The following is a 17,725-nucleotide window of genomic DNA, read 5'->3' as shown; positions in this document are numbered from 1 at the left end:
AGGCCCCAGGGGGAGTTCGGGGGTCTGGGGCCCACGGGGGCAGCGGGGCTGACCGGGCCGACAAGGGCGAAGGGGGCATCGAGGTGGTGGGGGGAGGTCGGGTGTCCGGGGCCGGCATGGCTGATCCGGGTGGCGAGGTCGATGGGGGAGGCCGGTTGCCTGGTGCTGCTGGGGCGGGCAGAGGGCGGGTGGCTCGCGGGGCCGGTCGGGGCGGCAAGATTGAGATGGCCGGAGGGGTGGACGGGGGCCGCGAGGCCGCGGGGAGGGTCCGGGTGTCCGAGGCCGGGCGGGGTGTCCTGGGTGCCCGGGGCGTCCTGGCTGTTGGGGTGTTCGGGGCGGCTGGGGGTGAGCGTCATGGTTGCTCCGGGGGTGCTATCGCCACGACCGTCCCGTCCGCGTACACGTGGATCACGTCCGGTGCCGCGGCGGCCGCCTTCGCCGTCGTGAGGCCGTCGGACCGTGCCGCCCAGGCCGTGCGGCCGGTGCGGACGTCCAGGGCGTGCAGGCCCCAGTCGGGCTCACCGGTCGTGCCCGGCTCGGGGCCCACGACGTACACATGGCCGCCCGCCGTCAGCAACGAGCCGTCGGCGGCGGTGAGTTCCTCGACATCCGTACGGGACCACCGCGACTCGCCGCCCGACTCGGCCGCGTACCCGCTGAGGCCGTCGGACGTCGCGGCGAGCAGCATCCCGCGCGTCGGCACCGGCGTGACGGCCGTCGGCGAGTCCAGGCGGCGGGTCCAGCGGACGCGGCCCGTGGTGAGGTCGACGGCGTGGATCGCCGTGCGGCTCGCGTAGCACGCCAGGCCCTTCGCGCCCGGGTGGGCGCGCGGGTAGCGCGCACCGTCGCGCACCGTCCGCTCCACCTTGCCGTCCGCCGCGCGCAGGACGACCAGCGGGTCCCGCCGCGCGTAGTCGTCCGTGCCCTCCATGCCGGGCTTCGCGGACGCGGCCACGGCGATGCGCCCGCCCGCCTCGTCGACGCCGATCACCCCGGCGGCGGTGCCCTCGTGGAACCACAGGGCCTCCCGCGTCCGCGCGTCGAACCCGTACGCCCGCCAGCGCCGTCCCCACGCGCTGCGCTGCGCCCACATCGTGTCGTACGGGGCGTACGTCAGGAAGCACAGCACGTCACCGGCCAGCACGAACGTCCCCTGGTTGCCCTCCAGCCCGCTCTTGTCCGAGTCGAAGCCGGGCAGGCCCTCGGCGCGGCGCTTCGGGTTGAGGCGCGGGAAGGGGGACGTCCACACCTTGCGGCCGGTGGTGGCGGTCAGGGCGTGCATCTCGGGTTCGAAGAGGTCGTCGCGGAGGACGTAGACCGTGTCGCGGTAGCGGTCCACGTTCTGCAGCCGCTCCGCGGTGTACACCCAGCGCTCGGTGTTGGAGCGGGCTTCCAGGCAGGTGAGGGAGTCGGGGGCGAGCAGGTAGAGGTCGTCGCCCCGGCGCACCAGGCCGTCGGGCCGGAGTTCGCCGACGTCCCTGCTCCACAGGACCCGCCCCTTGGCCGTCGCGTCCGGCGGCCGCCTCCGCGAGCCCGGGTCCTCCTCGTCCGCGTCTCCGTCTCCGTCCCCGTCCCCGTCCTGGAGGGCGATGGCCACGCCGGTGACGCCCGCAGCGGCGAGGGCGCCGCCGCCCCAGAGGAGGAGATCGCGGCGGGAGGGGCGCGGGGCGGTGGGAGGGGTGTCGGCGGCGGGAGGGGCGTCCGTGGGGGTGAGGGAGCTGGAGCGGGTGCTGGTGGGGGTGCTGAGGGGGTGGGTGTCGGTGGAGGACCGCTGCTCGGAGGGGCGTGGGCCGGGCGCCTGCTCGGCGGGGGTCCGCGGGCTGGCAGGTCGGCGCGGGGCTTGCCGCTCGGACGGCTGTGGGGCGGGGGCCTTGGTGCCGGGTGCCTGTGGGGTGGGTGCCTGTGAGCCGGGTGGCTGTGGGGCAGGGGCCTTGGCGTCGGGGGCCCGCGAGGCACTGAACTGCCCGTCGGGTTCTCGGCCCTCAGAGTGCGGCGTGGCGGGCGCCGCCGTTCCGCTCCCCTCGCCGCTCCCCTTCCCACCCCCCAACAACCGCACCACATCATCCTCATGACGCCGTATCAGCCCAGCGGCAGCGCCCCGCTCCCACCACGGCGCCCCCTCCACCCTCGCCGCGCACCAGGCCAGGACCTGCTCGACCGTGGGCCGGTCGGCCGGGGCGCGGGTGAGGCAGCGGGACAGGAAGGCGCGCGGGGCGGGGCCCGGTACGCCGTCGAGGTCCGGGTCCTCGTGGAGGGTGCGGTAGAGGACGCGGGCGGCGCCGTCCGCGCCGAAGGGGGCGCGGCCCGTGACCGCGAGGGCGAGGAGGGCGCCGAGGGCGAACACGTCGGCGGCCGGCCCGGGGCGGGCGTCGTCGGCGCCGCGCGCGAGCTGCTCCGGGGCGATGAAGCCGGGGGAGCCGATGGCCTCGTCGGTGGCGGTGAGGCTGTCGTCGGTGGCGCCCTTGGCGATGCCGAAGTCGAGGACTTTGGGGCCGTCGCGGGTGACGACGACGTTGGACGGCTTGAGGTCGCGGTGGACGAGGCCCACCGCGTGCACGGCGGCGAGGGCCTCCGCGAGAAAGGCGCCGAGCGCGGCGAGGTCGGCGGTGGAGAGGGGGCCGTGCGCGGACACGGCGTCCGTGAGGTCGGGGCCCGCGCAGAACTCGGTGGCGAGCCACGGCTGTTCGGCGTCCGGGTCGGCGTCGAGGACGGCGGCGGTGTACGGGCCGGTGACGGCGCGGGCGGCGGCCGTCTCGCGACGGAAGCGCTCGCGGAACTCCGGTTCGGCGGCGAGGTGCGGGTGCACGGTCTTCACGGCGACGGGGCGCCCGGACGCGGAGCGCGCCAGATGCACCTGGCCCATGCCGCCCGCCCCGAGCCGGGCCACGATCCGGTACCCGCCCACCTCGACGGACGTCCCACGCCCGGCCCCAGCCATGCCTCGCGTACCCCCTCGCCCCGCCGGCCCCGGACGCCTCGCCCGGCCGAACTGTGCGACGCCTGTGGGGCATCGTACGGTTGCGCCGACCGGGGGATCCCGGCATCTCACCGGCTCACAGACTCACAAGTCGCCGCGCCCGGACGGCCAGCCCCCGCGCCTCGGCGCCCCACGACGACGGCCTCCGCAGCCACTCGGGCTGCGGAGGCCATCGTTCGGTGTCGACCGCTCGGCGCCGATCACGCGATGCCGACTACGGGGGACGGGGGAGCCCGGTCGAGGCGCCCCGCCAGCTACAGCGCTTGCGCCGCCGGCTTCACCATGCCCCGCACCGTCCGCGACTTCACGAAGTCGCCCATCGCGGTCATGTCCCACTCGCCCGTGAACTGGCGGATCAGCTTGGCCATCATCACGCCCGTCTGCGGCTCGGCGTTCGTCAGGTCGAAGCGGACCAGTTCCTCGCCCGTGGCGCCGTCGATCAGGCGGCAGTACGCCTTCGCGACCTCCGTGAACTTCTGGCCGGAGAAGGAGTTGACGGTGAAGACCAGGCCGGTGACCTCCTGCGGGAGCGCGCCGAGGTCGACCACGATCACCTCGTCGTCACCGCCGCCCTCGCCCGTCAGGTTGTCGCCGGAGTGCTTGACGGCACCCTTGAGGATCTTCAGCTTGCCGAAGTAGCAGCTGTCGATGTGGTTGCGCTGCGGGCCGTACGCGATGACCGACGCGTCCAGGTCGATGTCCTTGCCGCGGAACGCGGGCTCCCAGCCGAGGCCCATCTTGACCTGGGAGAGAAGCGGGCGGCCGCCCTTGACCAGGGACACCGTCTGGTTCTTCTGGAGGCTGACGCGACCCTTGTCCAGGTTGATCTTCCCGACGCCCGGGGCGGGGGCCGCCGGGGCGGCGGGCGCGGGCGGGGCCGGGGGCTGCTGGGCCAGGCGCGGGTCCGCGCCCGGGGGCGGCGGCGCCTGCACCGGGGGGCCGGTCGGCGGGGCCATGGGGGCGGCGGGCTGGGCGGGGGCCGGGGCCGGCTCCTCCACCGTCACGCCGAAGTCCGTCGCGATGCCCGCCAGGCCGTTGGAGTAGCCCTGGCCGACCGCTCGGGCCTTCCAGGCGCCGTTGCGCAGATAGACCTCGACGATCACGAGGGCCGTCTCCGTGCCCAGCTGGGGCGGGGTGAACGTCGCGAGGACCGAGCCGTCGTCCGCGTTGCGGATCGTGGCCGTGGGCTCGACGCCCTGGAAGGACTGGCCCGCCGCGTCCGGACTGGCCGTCACGACGATCTTCTCGATGCCCGGGGGGACGGCGGAGGTGTCGACCGTGATCGCGTCGGGGGACGTGCCGCCGCCCGAGCGGTACGTCACGCCCGGGCCCGTGGGCTGGTTGTAGAAGATGAAGTCGTCGTCGGAGCGCACCTTGCCGTCGGCGGTGAGCAGCAGGCCCGATACGTCAAGACGCACGGGGGCGGTGACGTCCACCGTCACGCGGGCCGCGGTCAGGGGGATGTTCGAGCCAGGGGTCATAGCTGTCATGCCTGGGGTAACGAGCGGGGGGACTTTGCCGTTCCCTTACCTCAGGAGAATTTCCGTTCGGCCTTCGCGGGGCGTCCCGGTCCCGCCCCTTTCCCCGAACCAGGGGCGCCGCGCCCCTGGACCCCGGCCCGCCGCCGGCGTCCCGTGCGGGTGGGAAAGGCCTGCGCCGATCGCGCTGCGCGCTCGTCCTCAAATGCCGGACGGGCTGAAATGGAAATGGTTCGGGTGGGCCGGACAACGCGGGTGAGGCCGCTTTCGGGGGCTCAGCGGGTGTTCCGTGGATGTCCCCGCGACGCCCTCTCATTGCCCCGCTTGTAGTTCCCCGTCCAGCGCGCCATCACCAGCTGGGCGTCGCCGGACCCCGCCTCCGTCAGGAACTGCTCGGCCCGGGGGCCGCGCAGGGTCGCTGCGGTGCGGGTGCCGTGGGTGATGACGACGGTGCCGTCGGCGCGCCGCTCGTACTGGAATCCATGGGGTCTGGGCATGACCGGGATGGTAGGTCCCGGCCATGCCCGGACGGTATGGGTTTTCGGTCCGGTCGGGCCCGGACGGAGTCGGCTCAGGGCAGCACGACGGGCTCAGCTCACGGCACCACCACGATCTTGCGGCCCTCGCCCGCCGCGAACTTGCTCAGGGCCTCGGGGTACTGGGCCAGGGGCAGCCGGTCGCTGATGAACACGTCGGGGTCGAGGACGCCGGCGGCGAAGAGTTCGGCGGCGCGTTCGTAGCTGTGCAGGACGGCCATGGAGCCGGTGATGGTGATTTCCTGGTTGTAGATGCGGTACGGGTCGATGGTGACGCGCGTGGCGTAGTCGGCGACGCCGAACTGGAGGAACGTGCCCGCCTTGGCGACGCGGTCGAGGCCGTCCTGGATGGCGGCGGCGTTGCCCGTGGCGTCGATGACGACGTCCCAGCCGCGCGGGCGGTCCAGCTCGTCGGGGTGCGCGCCGGAGCCGCTCACGCCGAGGCGCTCGGCGGTGGCGAGCCGGTCGGGGTTGAGGTCGACGACGTCGACGCTCGCGGCGCCGGTGCGCTTGGCCAGCTCCAGCATCATCAGGCCCATGGTGCCGGAGCCGTAGATCAGGACGCGGGCGCCGAGCCGGGCGCGCAGCACGTCGTAGCCGCGGACCGCGCAGGACAGCGGCTCGATGAGGGCGGCGTCCTGGGTGCGGATGTGCTCGGGCAGACGTACGCAGTTGGCGACCGGCGCCACCGCGTACTGGGCCGCGCCGCCCGCCGTGGTCACGCCGATCGCGGCCCACCGCTCGCACAGGTTGTTGTGGCCCTCGCGGCAGTAGCGGCACTCGTGGCAGTACAGGGAGGGGTCCACGGCGACCTGGTCGCCGATCGACACCTCGGTGACGTCCCTGCCCACGCCGACCACCTGGCCGGCGAACTCGTGCCCCGGCACCACCGGCAGCGTCGGCGCGAACTCGCCCTGCAGGATGTGCAGATCGGTGCCGCAGATGCCGCACGCGGCGACCTCCACGACCACGTCGCGCGGTCCGGGCGTGGGGTCGGGGACCTCGCCGACCACGGCCTTGCCGACGGACTCGATGATGGCGGCTTTCACTTGACGGCTCCCAACGACAGGCCCTGGACCAGTTTGTCCTGGGCGGCGAACCCCGCGGCGAGCACCGGCAGGGAGATGACGAGCGACGCGGCGCACACCTTGGCCAGGAACAGGCCCTGGCTGGTGATGAAGCCGGTCAGGAAGACGGGTGCCGTCTGGGCGACCACGCCCGTCAGGACCCGGGCGAAGAGCAGTTCGTTCCAGGAGAAGATGAAGCAGATCAGGGAGGTCGCGGCGATGCCGGGAAGGGCGATGGGGGCGACGACCCGGGTGAGGATCGTGGGCAGCCTGGCGCCGTCGATCTGCGCCGCCTCGATGATCGCGACCGGCACCTCGGACAGGAACGACTGCATCATCCAGACGGCGATCGGCAGGTTCATCGACGTGTAGAGGATGACCAGGAGCCAGATGTTGTCCAGGAAGTCGGTGTTCTTCGCGAAGAGGTAGATGGGGAGGAGGCCCGCGACGACCGGGAGCATCTTCGTCGAGAGGAAGAAGAAGAGGACGTCCGTCCACTTCTTCACCGGGCGGATCGACAGGGCGTACGCCGCCGGGAGCGCCAGGACCAGGACGAGCAGCGTCGAGGCCGTCGACGCCACGAACGAGTTGATGAGCGAGGGCCAGGGGCTCGCGCCGCCGCTCGCGCCGAAGAACTCCCGGTAGCCGTCCAGGGTGAGGGACGCAGCGACCGAGGGCGGGTTCGTCGCCGCGTCCTCCTCGGAGTGGAAGGACGTCAGCGCCATCCAGGCGATGGGCAGGAAGAAGAGCAGCCCGGCCAGCCAGGCAAGCAGGCCGAGGCCCATGCCCTTGGTCCGCGGCCGCACTCCCGTGGCCGCCCCCTTCGCCGGTGCGCGGAGGCCGGGGGGCGCCTCCTTGGTCCGTACGTCGCTCATGCGCGGGACACCTCCTCACGGAAGAGGGACGACACCACGCGGAGCGCGAAGGTCGCGATGATGATCGAGCCGATGACGACGAGGACACCGGCGGCGGACGCCAGACCGTTCTCATGGGCCTGGTAGAAGCTCTGGTAGACGGTGTAGGGCAGGTTCGCGGTGCCGAGGCCGCCCGAGGTGATCGTGAAGACCGCGTCGAAGTTCTGCACGATGTAGATCGAGCCGAGCAGGGCGCCGAGTTCCAGATAGCGGCGCAGGTGCGGGAGCGTGAGGTGGCGGAACACCTGCCAGTTGTTCGCGCCGTCCATGCGGGCCGCCTCGATCAGCTCGGTGTCGCGGCTCTGCAGCCCCGCGAGCAGGATCAGCATCATGAACGGCGTCCACTGCCAGATCAGGGACAGCTCGATGGCGATCAGCGGGGTGTTGGAGATCCAGTCGGGCTGGGTCGCGCCGTCGCCGCCGACCCAGTGCAGGACGCCGTTGAACAGGCCGTACTCGGGGTTGTAGAGCACGTGCTTCCACAGCAGCGCCGCGGCCACGGGCACCAGCAGGAACGGCGCGATCAGCAAGGTGCGCACCACGCCCCGGCCACGGAACTTGCGGTCCAGGAGGAGCGCGAGGCCGAGGCCTGTGACGAGGCTCGCGAGGACGACCGTCGCGGTCAGGAGGATCGTCGTCCACACAGACTTGCGCAGGTCGGCGTCCGTGAGGACTTCCTTGTAGTTGGCGAGGCCGGTGAAGCTGCGGGCGTCCGGGTAGAGCGCGTTCCAGTCGAAGAAGGAGATCACCAGGGTCGCCACGAACGGCAGTTGCGTCACGGCGATCATGAAGATCAGGGCGGGCAGGAGCGGGGCCCGGGTGGCCCAGGCGCGCAGTCGGCCGGAGGGGCGTGGCGCGGAGGCGCGCGCTGTCGCGCGCGGGAGCGGGGTGCTTGTCGTGGCGGTCATCGTCCCTCGTACTCCTCGGAGATCTTCTCGGCGAGCTTCTGGGACTTGTCCAGCGCCGACTCGACGGACTGGCGTCCGGCGATGGCCGCGCTGATCTCCTGCGAGACCCGGGTGCCGAGGTCGGTGAACTCGGGGATGCCGACGAACTGGATGCCGGGCGCGGGCCGGGGCTGCACACCCGGGTCGCGCGGCCGGGCGCCTGCGATCGCGGCGCGCATGACGCCCTGGAAGGCGGCCGCCTCCTCGCGGTACTTCGGGTTCTCGTACGTCGACGCGCGCTTGCCCGCGGGCACGTTGGACCAGCCGACCTTCTCGCCGACCAGGTTCTCGTACTCCTTGCTGGACGCCCAGGAGATGAACTTCCAGGCCTTGTCGGGGTTCCGCGAGGACTTCTGCAGGCCCCAGGCCCAGGTGTAGAGCCAGCCGGAGCTCGCCGTCTTCTCCACCGGCGCCGGCACGTAGCCGATCCTGCCCTTGACCGGGGACTTGGCGGCCTCCAGGGAACCGGCCGCGGCCGTGGCGTCGTACCACATGGCGGTTTTGCCCTGGGTGAGGTTGTTCAGGCACTCCGCGTACCCGGATTGGGCCGCGCCCGACTCGCCGTGCCCCCGGACGAGGTCCACGTAGAAGCGCGTCGCCTTCTCGAACTCGGGGGAGTCCAGGCGCGCCTTCCAGTCCTTGTCGAACCAGGTGCCACCGAAGGTGTTGACGACCGTCGTCAGCGGCGCCATCACCTCGCCCCAGCCGGGCAGGCCGCGCAGGCAGATGCCCTTCATGCCCTTCTCGGCGCCGTCCACCTTCGCGGCGAGGTCCGCGACCTGCTGCCAGGTGGGCTTCTTCGGCATGCTCAGGCCCGCCTTCGCGAAGACGTCCTTGCGGTACATCAGGAACGACGACTCGCCGTAGAAGGGCTCTCCGTAGAGCTTGCCGTTCTCACCGGTGAGCGACTGGCGCATCGGCGGCAGGATGTCGTCCTGGTCGAAGGCGCGGTCCTTGCGGGCGTACGGGCCGAGTTCGCGCAGCCAGCCGTTCTTGGCGTAGATGGGGATCTCGTAGTTGCTGAGCGTCGCCACGTCGTACTGGCCCGCCTGGTTGGCGAAGTCCTGGCTGATCTTGTCGCGGACGTCGTTCTCGGGCAGCACGGTGAAGTTCACCTCGATGCCCGTCTTCTTGGTGAAGTGGGCGGCGGTGAGCTTCTGCAACTCCACCATCTGCGGGTTGTTCACCATCAGTACGTTGATGGAGTCGCCGCCGGAACCGGACCCGCCCGCCCCGGCCCAGCAGCCGGAGAGCAGCGGGGTGAGCAGCGTCCCTGCGGCGGTCGCGGCGAGCAGCCGCCGCGACCTCCGTCGGCTCTGGGTTCGCATGAATCGCTCCTGAACAAGGGGGACAGAGAGGGGGGAAGGGAGGGGAAGGGAGAGGGAGAGGGGCAGGGGGCCGGGGGCCGTATCGGGTTCTGGGTGTGCGGTGCCGCACCGGCGGCCCTGGGGCGAGCCGGTGTGCGGGAGTGGGAAAGCAGTTGTCGGGCGGGTGGCCGGTGGCCCGGCGGTCAGGCGCGAATGACCTGCGGCCCGCGCAAGGAGTAGCGGTGCGCCTCGGAGGCGGGCAGTTGCACGCCGGTGACGATGGACTCCAGGTCGCCCACGCCCGCGAACCGGCAGAAGCTCGCCGCCCCGAACTTGGTGTGCACGCCCACGAACACGGTGCGCCGGGACGCCCGCATGGCCTGCGCCTTCACCTCGCTGACCGCGGGGTCGGGGGTGGTCAGGCCGTGTTCGCGGGAGATGCCGTTGGCGCCGATGTACGCCAGGTCGATCACGAAGCCCGCGAGCATGCGGGTGGTCCAGTGGTCGACGGTGGCGAGCGTCCCGGCCCTGACGCGGCCGCCGAGCAGCAGGACGGTCACGTGCTCGGACGCGGCGAGCGCGCCCGCCGTCGAGAGCGAGGCGGTGATCACGGTCAGCGGGCGGTTCTTGGGCAGCGCCTCGGCGACGAGCTGCGGGGTGAAGCCCTCGTCGACGAAGACGGTCTCGGCGTCGCCGAGCTGCTCGGCCGCGGCGGCCGCGATCCGCCGCTTCTCGGGCACGTGCATGGTCGTACGGAAGGCGAGCGTCGTCTCGAAACCGGCGCTCTCCACCGGGTAGGCGCCGCCGTGGGTGCGGCGGACCAGGCCGTGGTCCTCCAGGGCGCGCAGGTCGCGGCGCACGGTCTCCTTGGCGACGCCGAGCTCGGCCGCGAGCACGGACACGTCGACGGATCCGGAGCGGCGTGCCGCGCGCACGATCTGCCGCTGGCGTTCCTCCGCCGACATGGGTGCCACCTCTTCCCACAGACTCCACTGCGATGTGCTGCCCGTTCGGGCCCTGTGGGGAAGTTCTACAGCGCGTGGAAGTGGGTGACCAGGCGCGCAACGGCCATGATGATGCCCGAATCCGCCCGTTTACCCGGGCGATGTCCTGCGCGGCAAGGTGATCATGTGCCCGTTGCTCGGCCCGTCACGCCCGTTTCCCGCCCGTTTGGAGCGCGGGCGCAGGGCGGGACGAGTCCTGGACGGCCGGAAATGACCGGTGGGAAATGAACGGTCGGGGGCCTGCCGCCGACCGGGACCCGTAGTCGGCCCGGGGCCTGCCGCCGACCGGGACCCGTAGTCGCCCCGGGACCAGCCGTCGACCGGCCCCCCCGGTCCGTCAGGGCTGGTGGAAGCCGACCTCGGGGTGCGCGGGCGTCGGCCCGTCGAGCAGGGGCTGCTCGATCCCGCGCAGGTGCTGGTCGTAGAACGCGGCGATGCAGGCGCGGGTGATCTGCTCGGCCCGCCGCCCCGAGATCGGCGCCGTGGGGTCGTGCGCGCCGAGTTGCCCGAGGACGACCGGCGCGTCGGTGAACGTGAAGTGCCCGGACCCGGCGACCGTCAGCCAGCGCTTCCAGCCCGCGAGGCGCGGCCAGGCGGCGCCCCAGTCGTAGGGGTCGTCGGACTGGAGCGTGGTCGTGGTGCCGAGCAGCAGGAAGGGCCGGTCCACGCGGTCGGGCCTGGTGTGGAAGCCGCCGTCCATGTCCATGCCCGCGCGCACCCGCGGGTCGGTGTCCATCAGGGCGGCCGTGGCGGCGCCGCCGATGGAGTGTCCGCCCATCCCGATCCGGCGGGCGTCGATCATCCCGGAGTGCCGCCAGACCGCCTTGCCCGTCCTGCCGCCGACGAGCCGGTCGAGGACGTACGACAGGTCCTTGGCCCGGTCCGCGGTGATGCGCGGCCCCGTGTCGCCCCCGCCGTCCACGCAGCCGACGCAGGGCAGCACGCGCCCGCCGCTGAACTCCGCGCCCGCCGCCTCATGGGCGTGGTCGACCGTCGCGACCACGTACCCCCGGCTCGCCAGGTCCTCGGCGAGGTGCGTCAGCGTCGAGCGCGGCGCGGTGAAGCCGGGGGAGAGCACCACCAGCGGGAAACCTCCCCGGGCGGGGTGCGCCCCGGTGCGGGCGTAGGTGCGGGTGGAGCCGTAGTCGGCGGCGGAGACCCGGTCGTCCAGCTCCTGGTAGGCCAGCAGCTCCTGGGCCGCCGCCTTGGAGGTGTACGCGGTGGGCCGCCCGCCCGTGCCGCGCGCCGGGTAGTACATCGACAGCATCAGCTCCCGGGCCCCGGCCGAGGGCACCCAGGGGTCCTTGCGGCTCTTGTCGACCAGGTGCAGGGTGTCGCGGCCGACGGCGAACCGGCCGGTGGGGCGGGGCAGTTCGGGACGGATCGCGGGTGCGTCGGCGGTGCGGGCCGACGTGGTGGCCGAGGGGGTGGCGTCGGTGGCGGGTGCGGCCTGGGCGCTCGCCGTGGCCGCGAGGGGCACGGCGAGCGCCAGCGCGAGCACGGTGGCGACGGCGCGCCCGCGCGGGGTGCTGAGGGTTCCAGTCATGACGACTCACCGTAGCCAGCGGCGTGTTCCCGCACGTCACCCCGCGGGCTGACCCGCACCAGACCGCAGGCGTACGGAACCGTCAGCTCCAAGGACGAGCCTCAATGCGGCCACACTGGCGGGTTCGTGCAGAAGTGGCCGCCCAGGTGCGCGTGGTCGGGGTTGGCGGGGTCGAGTTCGCCGTGCTCGGCGATCAGCTTCTCCGCGTACTGCTCGGAGTCGTCCCGTGGCTCGTACCCGAGCGCCCGGGCGGGCCCTAGGTCCCACCACAGCCGGGTGTTGGCCGACGAGCCGTACACGACGGTGTGCTTGACGTGCGGCGCGGTGAGCGCCGCGTGGAACAGCCGGGCCCCGTCGCCGGGCGACATCCACACCGACATCATGCGGACGTTGACGGGCTCCAGGAAGCAGGCGCCGATCCGCACGGACACCGTCTCGATGCCGTGCTTGTCCCAGTAGTACTGCGCCAGGTCCTCGCCGAAGGACTTCGACAGGCCGTAGAAGGTGTCGGGCCTGCGCGGGGTGTCGACGGGGATCAGCGGGTCGTCGCCGACGGGGCGCGGGGTGAAGCCCACCGCGTGGTTGGAGGAGGCGAAGACGACCCGCGGGACGCCCTCCTCGCGCACCGCCTCGTAGAGGTTGTGCACGCCTTCGACGTTCGCCTTGAGGATCTTGTCGAAGGTGGACTCCAGGGAGATCCCGGCGAGGTGCAGGACGGCGTCGACGCCGCGCACCGCCTCGCGCAGGGTGGCCCGGTCGGCGAGGTCCACCGTGAGGGCGTCGGGCTCGCCGCCGACGGGACGCACGTCGAGCAGCCTCAGGTCGTATCCGTACGCGGGCAGGAGCCCCCGCATCAGGGTGCCGAGACCGCCGGCGGCGCCGGTCAGCAGGACGGTGCGGGGAGCGGGCATGCGGTGATCTCCTCGTACGCGTTCATGTATGAGATTCACATTCGTGGACACGCTAGGGAGCGGTGGCCACAGACGTCAAGTGCCGCGCGGAGTCCGTGAATCCGCTCCTGAGTTGCGGGTTTGCGCGCTTGACCGGTCCGGCGCGGCGGCTTAGCGTGGGCGCGTTCAGGGATATGGATATGAATCATAGACATGCACGCTTAGGGAGAGCCCGTGACGTCAGCCCCCCTCGCCGCCAGGCTCCGCGTTCCCAGCGGGCCGCTGTTCTTCCCGGTCACGCCGTACGGGGCCGACGGCTCCGTCGACATCGAGGCCTTCCGCACGCATGTGCGCGGGGGCGTGGAGGCGGGCGCCGCCGCGGTGTTCGCGTGCTGCGGCACGGGTGAGTTCCACGCGCTCACCCCCGAGGAGTTCCAACTGCTCGTCACGGCCGCCGTCGAGGAGACCGCCGGCCGCGTCCCCGTGATCGCGGGCGCCGGGTACGGCACCGCGCTCGCCGTGCGGTACGCGCGCCTCGCCGAGGCCGCCGGCGCCGACGGCCTCCTCGCCATGCCGCCGTACCTGGTGGTCGCCGCCCAGGAGGGCCTGCTCCGGCACTACACCGAACTGGCCGCGGCCACCTCCCTCGACGTCATCGTCTACCAGCGCGACAACGCCGTGTTCACCCCCGAGACGGTCGTCGAGTTCGCCCGCGCGGACGGCATCATCGGCTTCAAGGACGGCCTCGGCGACCTCGACCTGATGCAGCGCGTCGTCAGCGCCGTGCGCGCCGAAGCCCCGGGCGACTTCCTGTACTTCAACGGCCTTCCCACCGCCGAGCTGACCGGCCTCGCCTACCGCGGCATCGGCGTCAGCCTCTACTCGTCGGCCGTCTTCTGCTTCGCGCCCGACCTCGCGCTCGCCTTCCACAAGGCCCTGAACTCCGGCGACGACGAGACCGCGGAGCGCCTCATCGACGGCTTCTACCGGCCCTTCGTCGAACTGCGCAAGGAGGGCCGCGGCTACGCGGTCTCGCTCGTCAAGGCCGGGGTGCGCCTCGCCGGCCTCGACGTCGGCGGGGTGCGCCCGCCGCTGCACGAGCCGTCCGACGACCACGTCAAGCGGCTCGCCGAGCTGATCGAGCGCGGCCGGGCGCTGCTGCGGGAGGACGTGTGAGAGCGTCCGCGTTCCTCTACCCCTGGGACGTCGTCGGCGACCCCCGGGCCGCCGCGCGCATCGCGGACCTCGGCGTCGAGCAGGTCACCCTCGCCGCCGCCTACCACTCCACCCGCGCCCTCACCCCCCGCCACCCCCGCCACCGCGTCGTCACCGCCGAGCACGCCGCGGTCCTGTACGCGCCGGACGGCCGCTGGGCGTCCCGCACCCTGCGCCCGTACCCGGCCGGTGCCTGGGCCCCGGGCGACACCTACCAGGAGGCCGCGGACGCGCTGGCCGCCGCCGGGCTCGACGTGCACACCTGGGTGGTCCTCGCGCACAACTCCCGCCTGGGCGCCGAGCACCCGGACACCTCCGTGGTGAACGCCTACGGCGACCGCTACCCGTGGGCGCCCTGCATCGCTCAGCCCGCCACCCGCGCCTACCTGGTGGACCTCGCCGCGGAGGCCGCCACGAGGCCGGGCGCGGGCGGCACCGAACTGGAGTCGTGCGGCTGGTACGGCCTCGCCCATCTGCACGCCCACGACAAGATCGCGGGCGTGGGCCTCGGCGAGGCCGGGCAGTACCTGATGTCGCTGTGCTTCTGCGGGGGCTGCCGCGCCGGGTACGCCGGGCACGGCCACGACCCCGACGAACTGGCCGCCGCCGTGCGCCTCGCCCTGGAGCCGGTGTGGCGCGGCGCGGCCACCGACCCCGGCTGGGCGGGCGTGGAGAAGCTCATCGGCGCCGAGACGGCGGCGGTCACCCGGGCCTGGCGCGAGGGATGCGCCCGCGCGCTCCAGGAGGCGGCGGTCGGCGCGGTGCGCGCGGCGGCTCCCGACGGCTTCCGGGTACTGCTGCACGCCGACCCGGTGGCGCACCACTGCGGGGCCAACGCCGGAGTGGACCCGCGCCACGTCCTGTCCGTCGCCGACGGCGTGGTCGTGCCCTGCGCCTTCGGCCCCGACCTGCTCGCGCCGTTCGCCGCGCACGCCGGTCCGGGCGCCGTCCTCGCGGCCAACCTCACGGTCGTGGCGGGCATGGGCGGCAGCCCCGCGACGCTCGCCGCCGACGCCCGTGCCGCCGCCCGGCTCGGCGCCACTGAACTGCGCCTTTACCACGCCGGTTTGGCCTCGGACGAGGACCTGGCGCTGGTGCGGACGGCCCTGTCGCAGATCGACTGACAACGGCTACGATCCGCGCACCACACGCCGCGAACAGGCGAGAACAGGGTGAACCCACCCGCTCTCCCCGCGGCGCGACTCATCGTCAGACGAGGAGACAAGGTGCGCAACAAGGGGATATCCGCGCTGGTCTGCGCCGGACTCACGGCGGGCGCGGCGGTGCTCGCGACCACCGCGCCCGCGGCGGCACAGACCGGGCAGCCCGGCCCCCGCCCCACCGGCACGGCCGACATCCGCGAACAGCTGGAGAACATCCCGGGCATGACGGTCGTCTCCGTCACGGAGAAGGAGGGCCACCCCCTCTACTCCCTGACGTACCGCCAGCCCGTCGACCACCACCGCCCCGGTGCCTCGGGGACCTTCACCCAGCGCCTGACCCTGTGGCACAAGGCCACGGACAAGCCGACCGTCCTCTACACCGGCGGCTACACCCTCGCCTCCGGCACCACCGCCCTCACCAAGCTGATCGACGCCAACCAGGTCAGCCTGGAGCACCGCTACTTCGAGCAGTCCCGCCCCACGGGCGCCGCGGGCAAGGACTGGTCCAAGCTGACGGTCCAGCAGGAGGCGGCCGACGAGCACCGCATCACCAAGGCCCTGCGCGCCATCGAGAAGGGCAAGTGGCTCGGCACGGGCGCCAGCAAGGGCGGCATGACCGCCACGTACCACGAGCGCTTCTACCCGGACGACCTGGACGCCGTCGTCGCCTTCGTCGCGCCCAACGACGCGAACAACAAGGACGACAGCGGCTACGAGCGCTTCTTCCGCACCGTCGGCACCAAGGAGTGCCGCACCGCCCTGAACGCCGTGCAGCGCGAGATGCTGGTGCGCCGCGACGCGCTCCTGCCCAAGTTCGAGGCCGACGCGAAGGCGAACGGCCAGACCTTCCACGAGACGCTCGGCACCACCGACCGGGCGTACGAGTTCGCCGTCCTCGACCAGGTGTGGAACTTCTGGCAGTCCGGCACCGCCGCCGACTGCCCGACCGTCCCCGACGCCAAGAAGGCCGGTGACGACGAGCTGTACGACTGGTCGAAGAAGCACGGCCTGAGCGTCTACCACGACGCCGAGCTCGGAGAGAACACCACCGGGCCCTACTACCGCCAGGCCGCCACCCAACTCGGCTGGGCCGACCTGAAGTTCAAGCACCTCAAGGGCGTGCGCCACTACCCGGACATCTACCAGCCGAACTCGGTGCTCCCGCCCGCCATGCGCGGCTCGTACAACAACAGCACCATCGCCGACGTCGACCGCTGGGTGAAGACGCGCGGTCAGCGGATCATGTTCATCTACGGCGAGAACGACCCGTGGAGCGCGGAGCGGTTCACGCCGAGCCACCGCGACTCGTACCTGTACGAGGTGCCGGGCGCCAACCACGGCGCGAGCATCGCGAAGCTGCCCGAGCCGCAGCAGTCGCGGGCCGTCGCCACCATCAAGCGCTGGGCCGACGTGAAGTAGCGGGCTCGGCCACGGACCGGAGCAGGGGCGCGGCGACCAGCAGCCGCGCCCCCGCGACGGCGTACAACGGCAGCCGGTGGCCGACGAGTTCGACGAGCGCCGCGCCGAGCGCGATGCCCGCCGCCGTGGGCGCGAACATCAGCGTGCTCGCGGTCGCGGCCACCCGCGCCACCAGGTCCGGCGGCGCCTCGCGCTGCACGGCGGTCAGCGCGGCGACGAGCACGCACGGCAGCCCCACGCCGTTCGCGAAGCTCCCCGCGAGCACCAGCGCGTCCCACGGCGACGCGAGCAGCACCGCCGACACCGCGGTCAGCGCGATCCCGCCGCCCGCGAACCGCCGCTCGCCCACGCGCCGCATCAGGGCGCCCGAGGCGATCCCGACGGCGACGGACCCGGCGCCCTGCGCGACGTACAGCGTGCTCGTGTACGCGGGGGAGTGGCCGAGCGCGCCGACGATCGCGTACACCAGCGCGCCGCTCACGCCCGACGACAGCATGGTGAGTCCGCCCGCCACGACCAGCGGCCGCAGCCGCGCGTCGCCCCACAGCAGCCGGGCACCCCGCGCGGTGCCCGCCCGCCACCCCTCGGGGTCCGGCGCCGGGCGGACCTCCGACACCCGAAGGAGCGCGAAGAGACCACCGGCCAGCACGAAGGTGACGGCGTCGAGCAGCGCCACCCGCGGCCCGCCCCAGGCGGCGAACACCGCGGCCCCGGCAACGGGCGCGAGCAGCTTCATGCCCTCGTTCGCGGACATCCGCAGCCCGTTGAGGTCCCCCAGCAGATCCTTGCCGACGGCCCCCGCGACCAGCGCGGCCTCCGCCGCGTCGGTGACGACGCCGCACGCCCCGTACACCCCGAGCACGGCCAACAGCAGCCACAGCCCCGCCGCCCCGCCCGCGCGGTCCACCCACAGCAGGGAGAGCAGCAGCACCCCGAGGCCCACGTTCACGGCGACGAGCAGGGGCCGCCGCCGGGTGCGGTCGGCGAGGGTGCCGAGCAGGGGGCCGAGGAGCAGCGGGGCCCACAGGGCGAGGGCGCACAGGGCGGCCAGGCCGTCGGAGCCGGTCCGCTCCTTCACCCAGATGCCTGACACCAGCGTCATCGCGGAACTCCCGAACCCGGAGACCACGACCGCCGTCAGGTACAGGCCCGCGTTGCGGTCCCGCAGGACACGTCCGATCGTCGTTGCCATGCGCCCGATGCTGGTTCTGAGGCCGCGCGCCGGGCATCCGGCAGATGCCCTACGCGACGGCGATGAGTTC

Annotated in this window: 14 protein-coding genes; 3 read left to right on the top strand and 11 right to left on the bottom strand. The window is 73.0% G+C overall.

What is annotated here, in order from left to right:
* Window positions 1-352: 352 nt before the first annotated feature.
* The 10 genes from ACZ6BG_RS00630 to ACZ6BG_RS00585 all read right to left on the bottom strand — a co-directional run bounded on the left by ACZ6BG_RS00630 (window position 353) and on the right by ACZ6BG_RS00585 (window position 12,687).
* On the bottom strand, window positions 353-2,938 hold the full coding sequence (locus tag ACZ6BG_RS00630) for a protein kinase domain-containing protein (RefSeq protein WP_468994776.1): 2,586 nt from the start codon (window positions 2,936-2,938) through the stop codon (window positions 353-355).
* Between the two features lie 293 nt (window positions 2,939-3,231).
* On the bottom strand, window positions 3,232-4,458 hold the full coding sequence (locus tag ACZ6BG_RS00625; protein WP_468997802.1) for a TerD family protein: 1,227 nt from the start codon (window positions 4,456-4,458) through the stop codon (window positions 3,232-3,234).
* Window positions 4,459-4,730: 272 nt separating this feature from the next.
* Window positions 4,731-4,952: a hypothetical protein gene (locus tag ACZ6BG_RS00620; protein WP_468994773.1), complete on the bottom strand. Its 222-nt coding sequence runs from the start codon at window positions 4,950-4,952 to the stop codon at window positions 4,731-4,733.
* Between the two features lie 98 nt (window positions 4,953-5,050).
* Complete coding sequence (locus ACZ6BG_RS00615) at window positions 5,051-6,040, bottom strand: zinc-dependent alcohol dehydrogenase family protein (RefSeq protein WP_468994771.1); 990 nt, start codon at window positions 6,038-6,040, stop codon at window positions 5,051-5,053.
* Window positions 6,037-6,843, bottom strand: a complete 807-nt coding sequence (locus ACZ6BG_RS00610; protein ID WP_468997800.1) for a carbohydrate ABC transporter permease — start codon at window positions 6,841-6,843, stop codon at window positions 6,037-6,039. Before ACZ6BG_RS00610 ends, ACZ6BG_RS00615 begins: the two co-directional genes overlap by 4 nt.
* Window positions 6,844-6,929: 86 nt before the next feature.
* Entirely contained in the window at window positions 6,930-7,880 is a 951-nt protein-coding gene (locus ACZ6BG_RS00605; protein ID WP_468994768.1) for a carbohydrate ABC transporter permease, read from the bottom strand.
* Entirely contained in the window at window positions 7,877-9,247 is a 1,371-nt protein-coding gene (locus ACZ6BG_RS00600; protein WP_468448642.1) for an ABC transporter substrate-binding protein, read from the bottom strand. The genes ACZ6BG_RS00605 and ACZ6BG_RS00600 overlap by 4 nt, the downstream gene beginning before the upstream one ends.
* Window positions 9,248-9,429: 182 nt before the next feature.
* A complete protein-coding gene (locus tag ACZ6BG_RS00595; protein ID WP_468994762.1) occupies window positions 9,430-10,191 on the bottom strand; it encodes a DeoR/GlpR family DNA-binding transcription regulator in 762 nt (253 codons plus the stop codon).
* Window positions 10,192-10,567: 376 nt separating this feature from the next.
* Window positions 10,568-11,776, bottom strand: a complete 1,209-nt coding sequence (locus ACZ6BG_RS00590) for an alpha/beta hydrolase family protein (RefSeq protein WP_468994759.1) — start codon at window positions 11,774-11,776, stop codon at window positions 10,568-10,570.
* Between the two features lie 101 nt (window positions 11,777-11,877).
* Window positions 11,878-12,687, bottom strand: coding sequence for an NAD-dependent epimerase/dehydratase family protein (locus ACZ6BG_RS00585; protein ID WP_468994757.1), 810 nt, complete (start codon window positions 12,685-12,687; stop codon window positions 11,878-11,880).
* A 213-nt stretch (window positions 12,688-12,900) separates the two neighbouring features.
* Between ACZ6BG_RS00585 and ACZ6BG_RS00580 the strand changes: the two genes are divergently transcribed.
* The 3 genes from ACZ6BG_RS00580 to ACZ6BG_RS00570 all read left to right on the top strand — a co-directional run bounded on the left by ACZ6BG_RS00580 (window position 12,901) and on the right by ACZ6BG_RS00570 (window position 16,463).
* Window positions 12,901-13,842, top strand: coding sequence for a 5-dehydro-4-deoxyglucarate dehydratase (locus tag ACZ6BG_RS00580; protein ID WP_468994754.1), 942 nt, complete (start codon window positions 12,901-12,903; stop codon window positions 13,840-13,842).
* Complete coding sequence (locus tag ACZ6BG_RS00575; protein WP_468994753.1) at window positions 13,839-15,005, top strand: hypothetical protein; 1,167 nt, start codon at window positions 13,839-13,841, stop codon at window positions 15,003-15,005. Before ACZ6BG_RS00580 ends, ACZ6BG_RS00575 begins: the two co-directional genes overlap by 4 nt.
* Before the next feature lie 102 nt (window positions 15,006-15,107).
* Window positions 15,108-16,463 (top strand): S28 family serine protease, encoded by a 1,356-nt coding sequence (locus tag ACZ6BG_RS00570; RefSeq protein ID WP_468994749.1) that lies wholly within the window; start codon window positions 15,108-15,110, stop codon window positions 16,461-16,463.
* Here ACZ6BG_RS00570 and ACZ6BG_RS00565 read toward each other — a convergent pair.
* Entirely contained in the window at window positions 16,438-17,655 is a 1,218-nt protein-coding gene (locus ACZ6BG_RS00565) for an MFS transporter (protein WP_468994746.1), read from the bottom strand. The genes ACZ6BG_RS00570 and ACZ6BG_RS00565 overlap by 26 nt on opposite strands.
* Window positions 17,656-17,725 lie beyond the last annotated feature (70 nt).

Source organism: Streptomyces sp. NPDC041205 (assembly GCF_055591765.1).
This window is presented reverse-complemented; position numbering and strand designations above follow the sequence as displayed.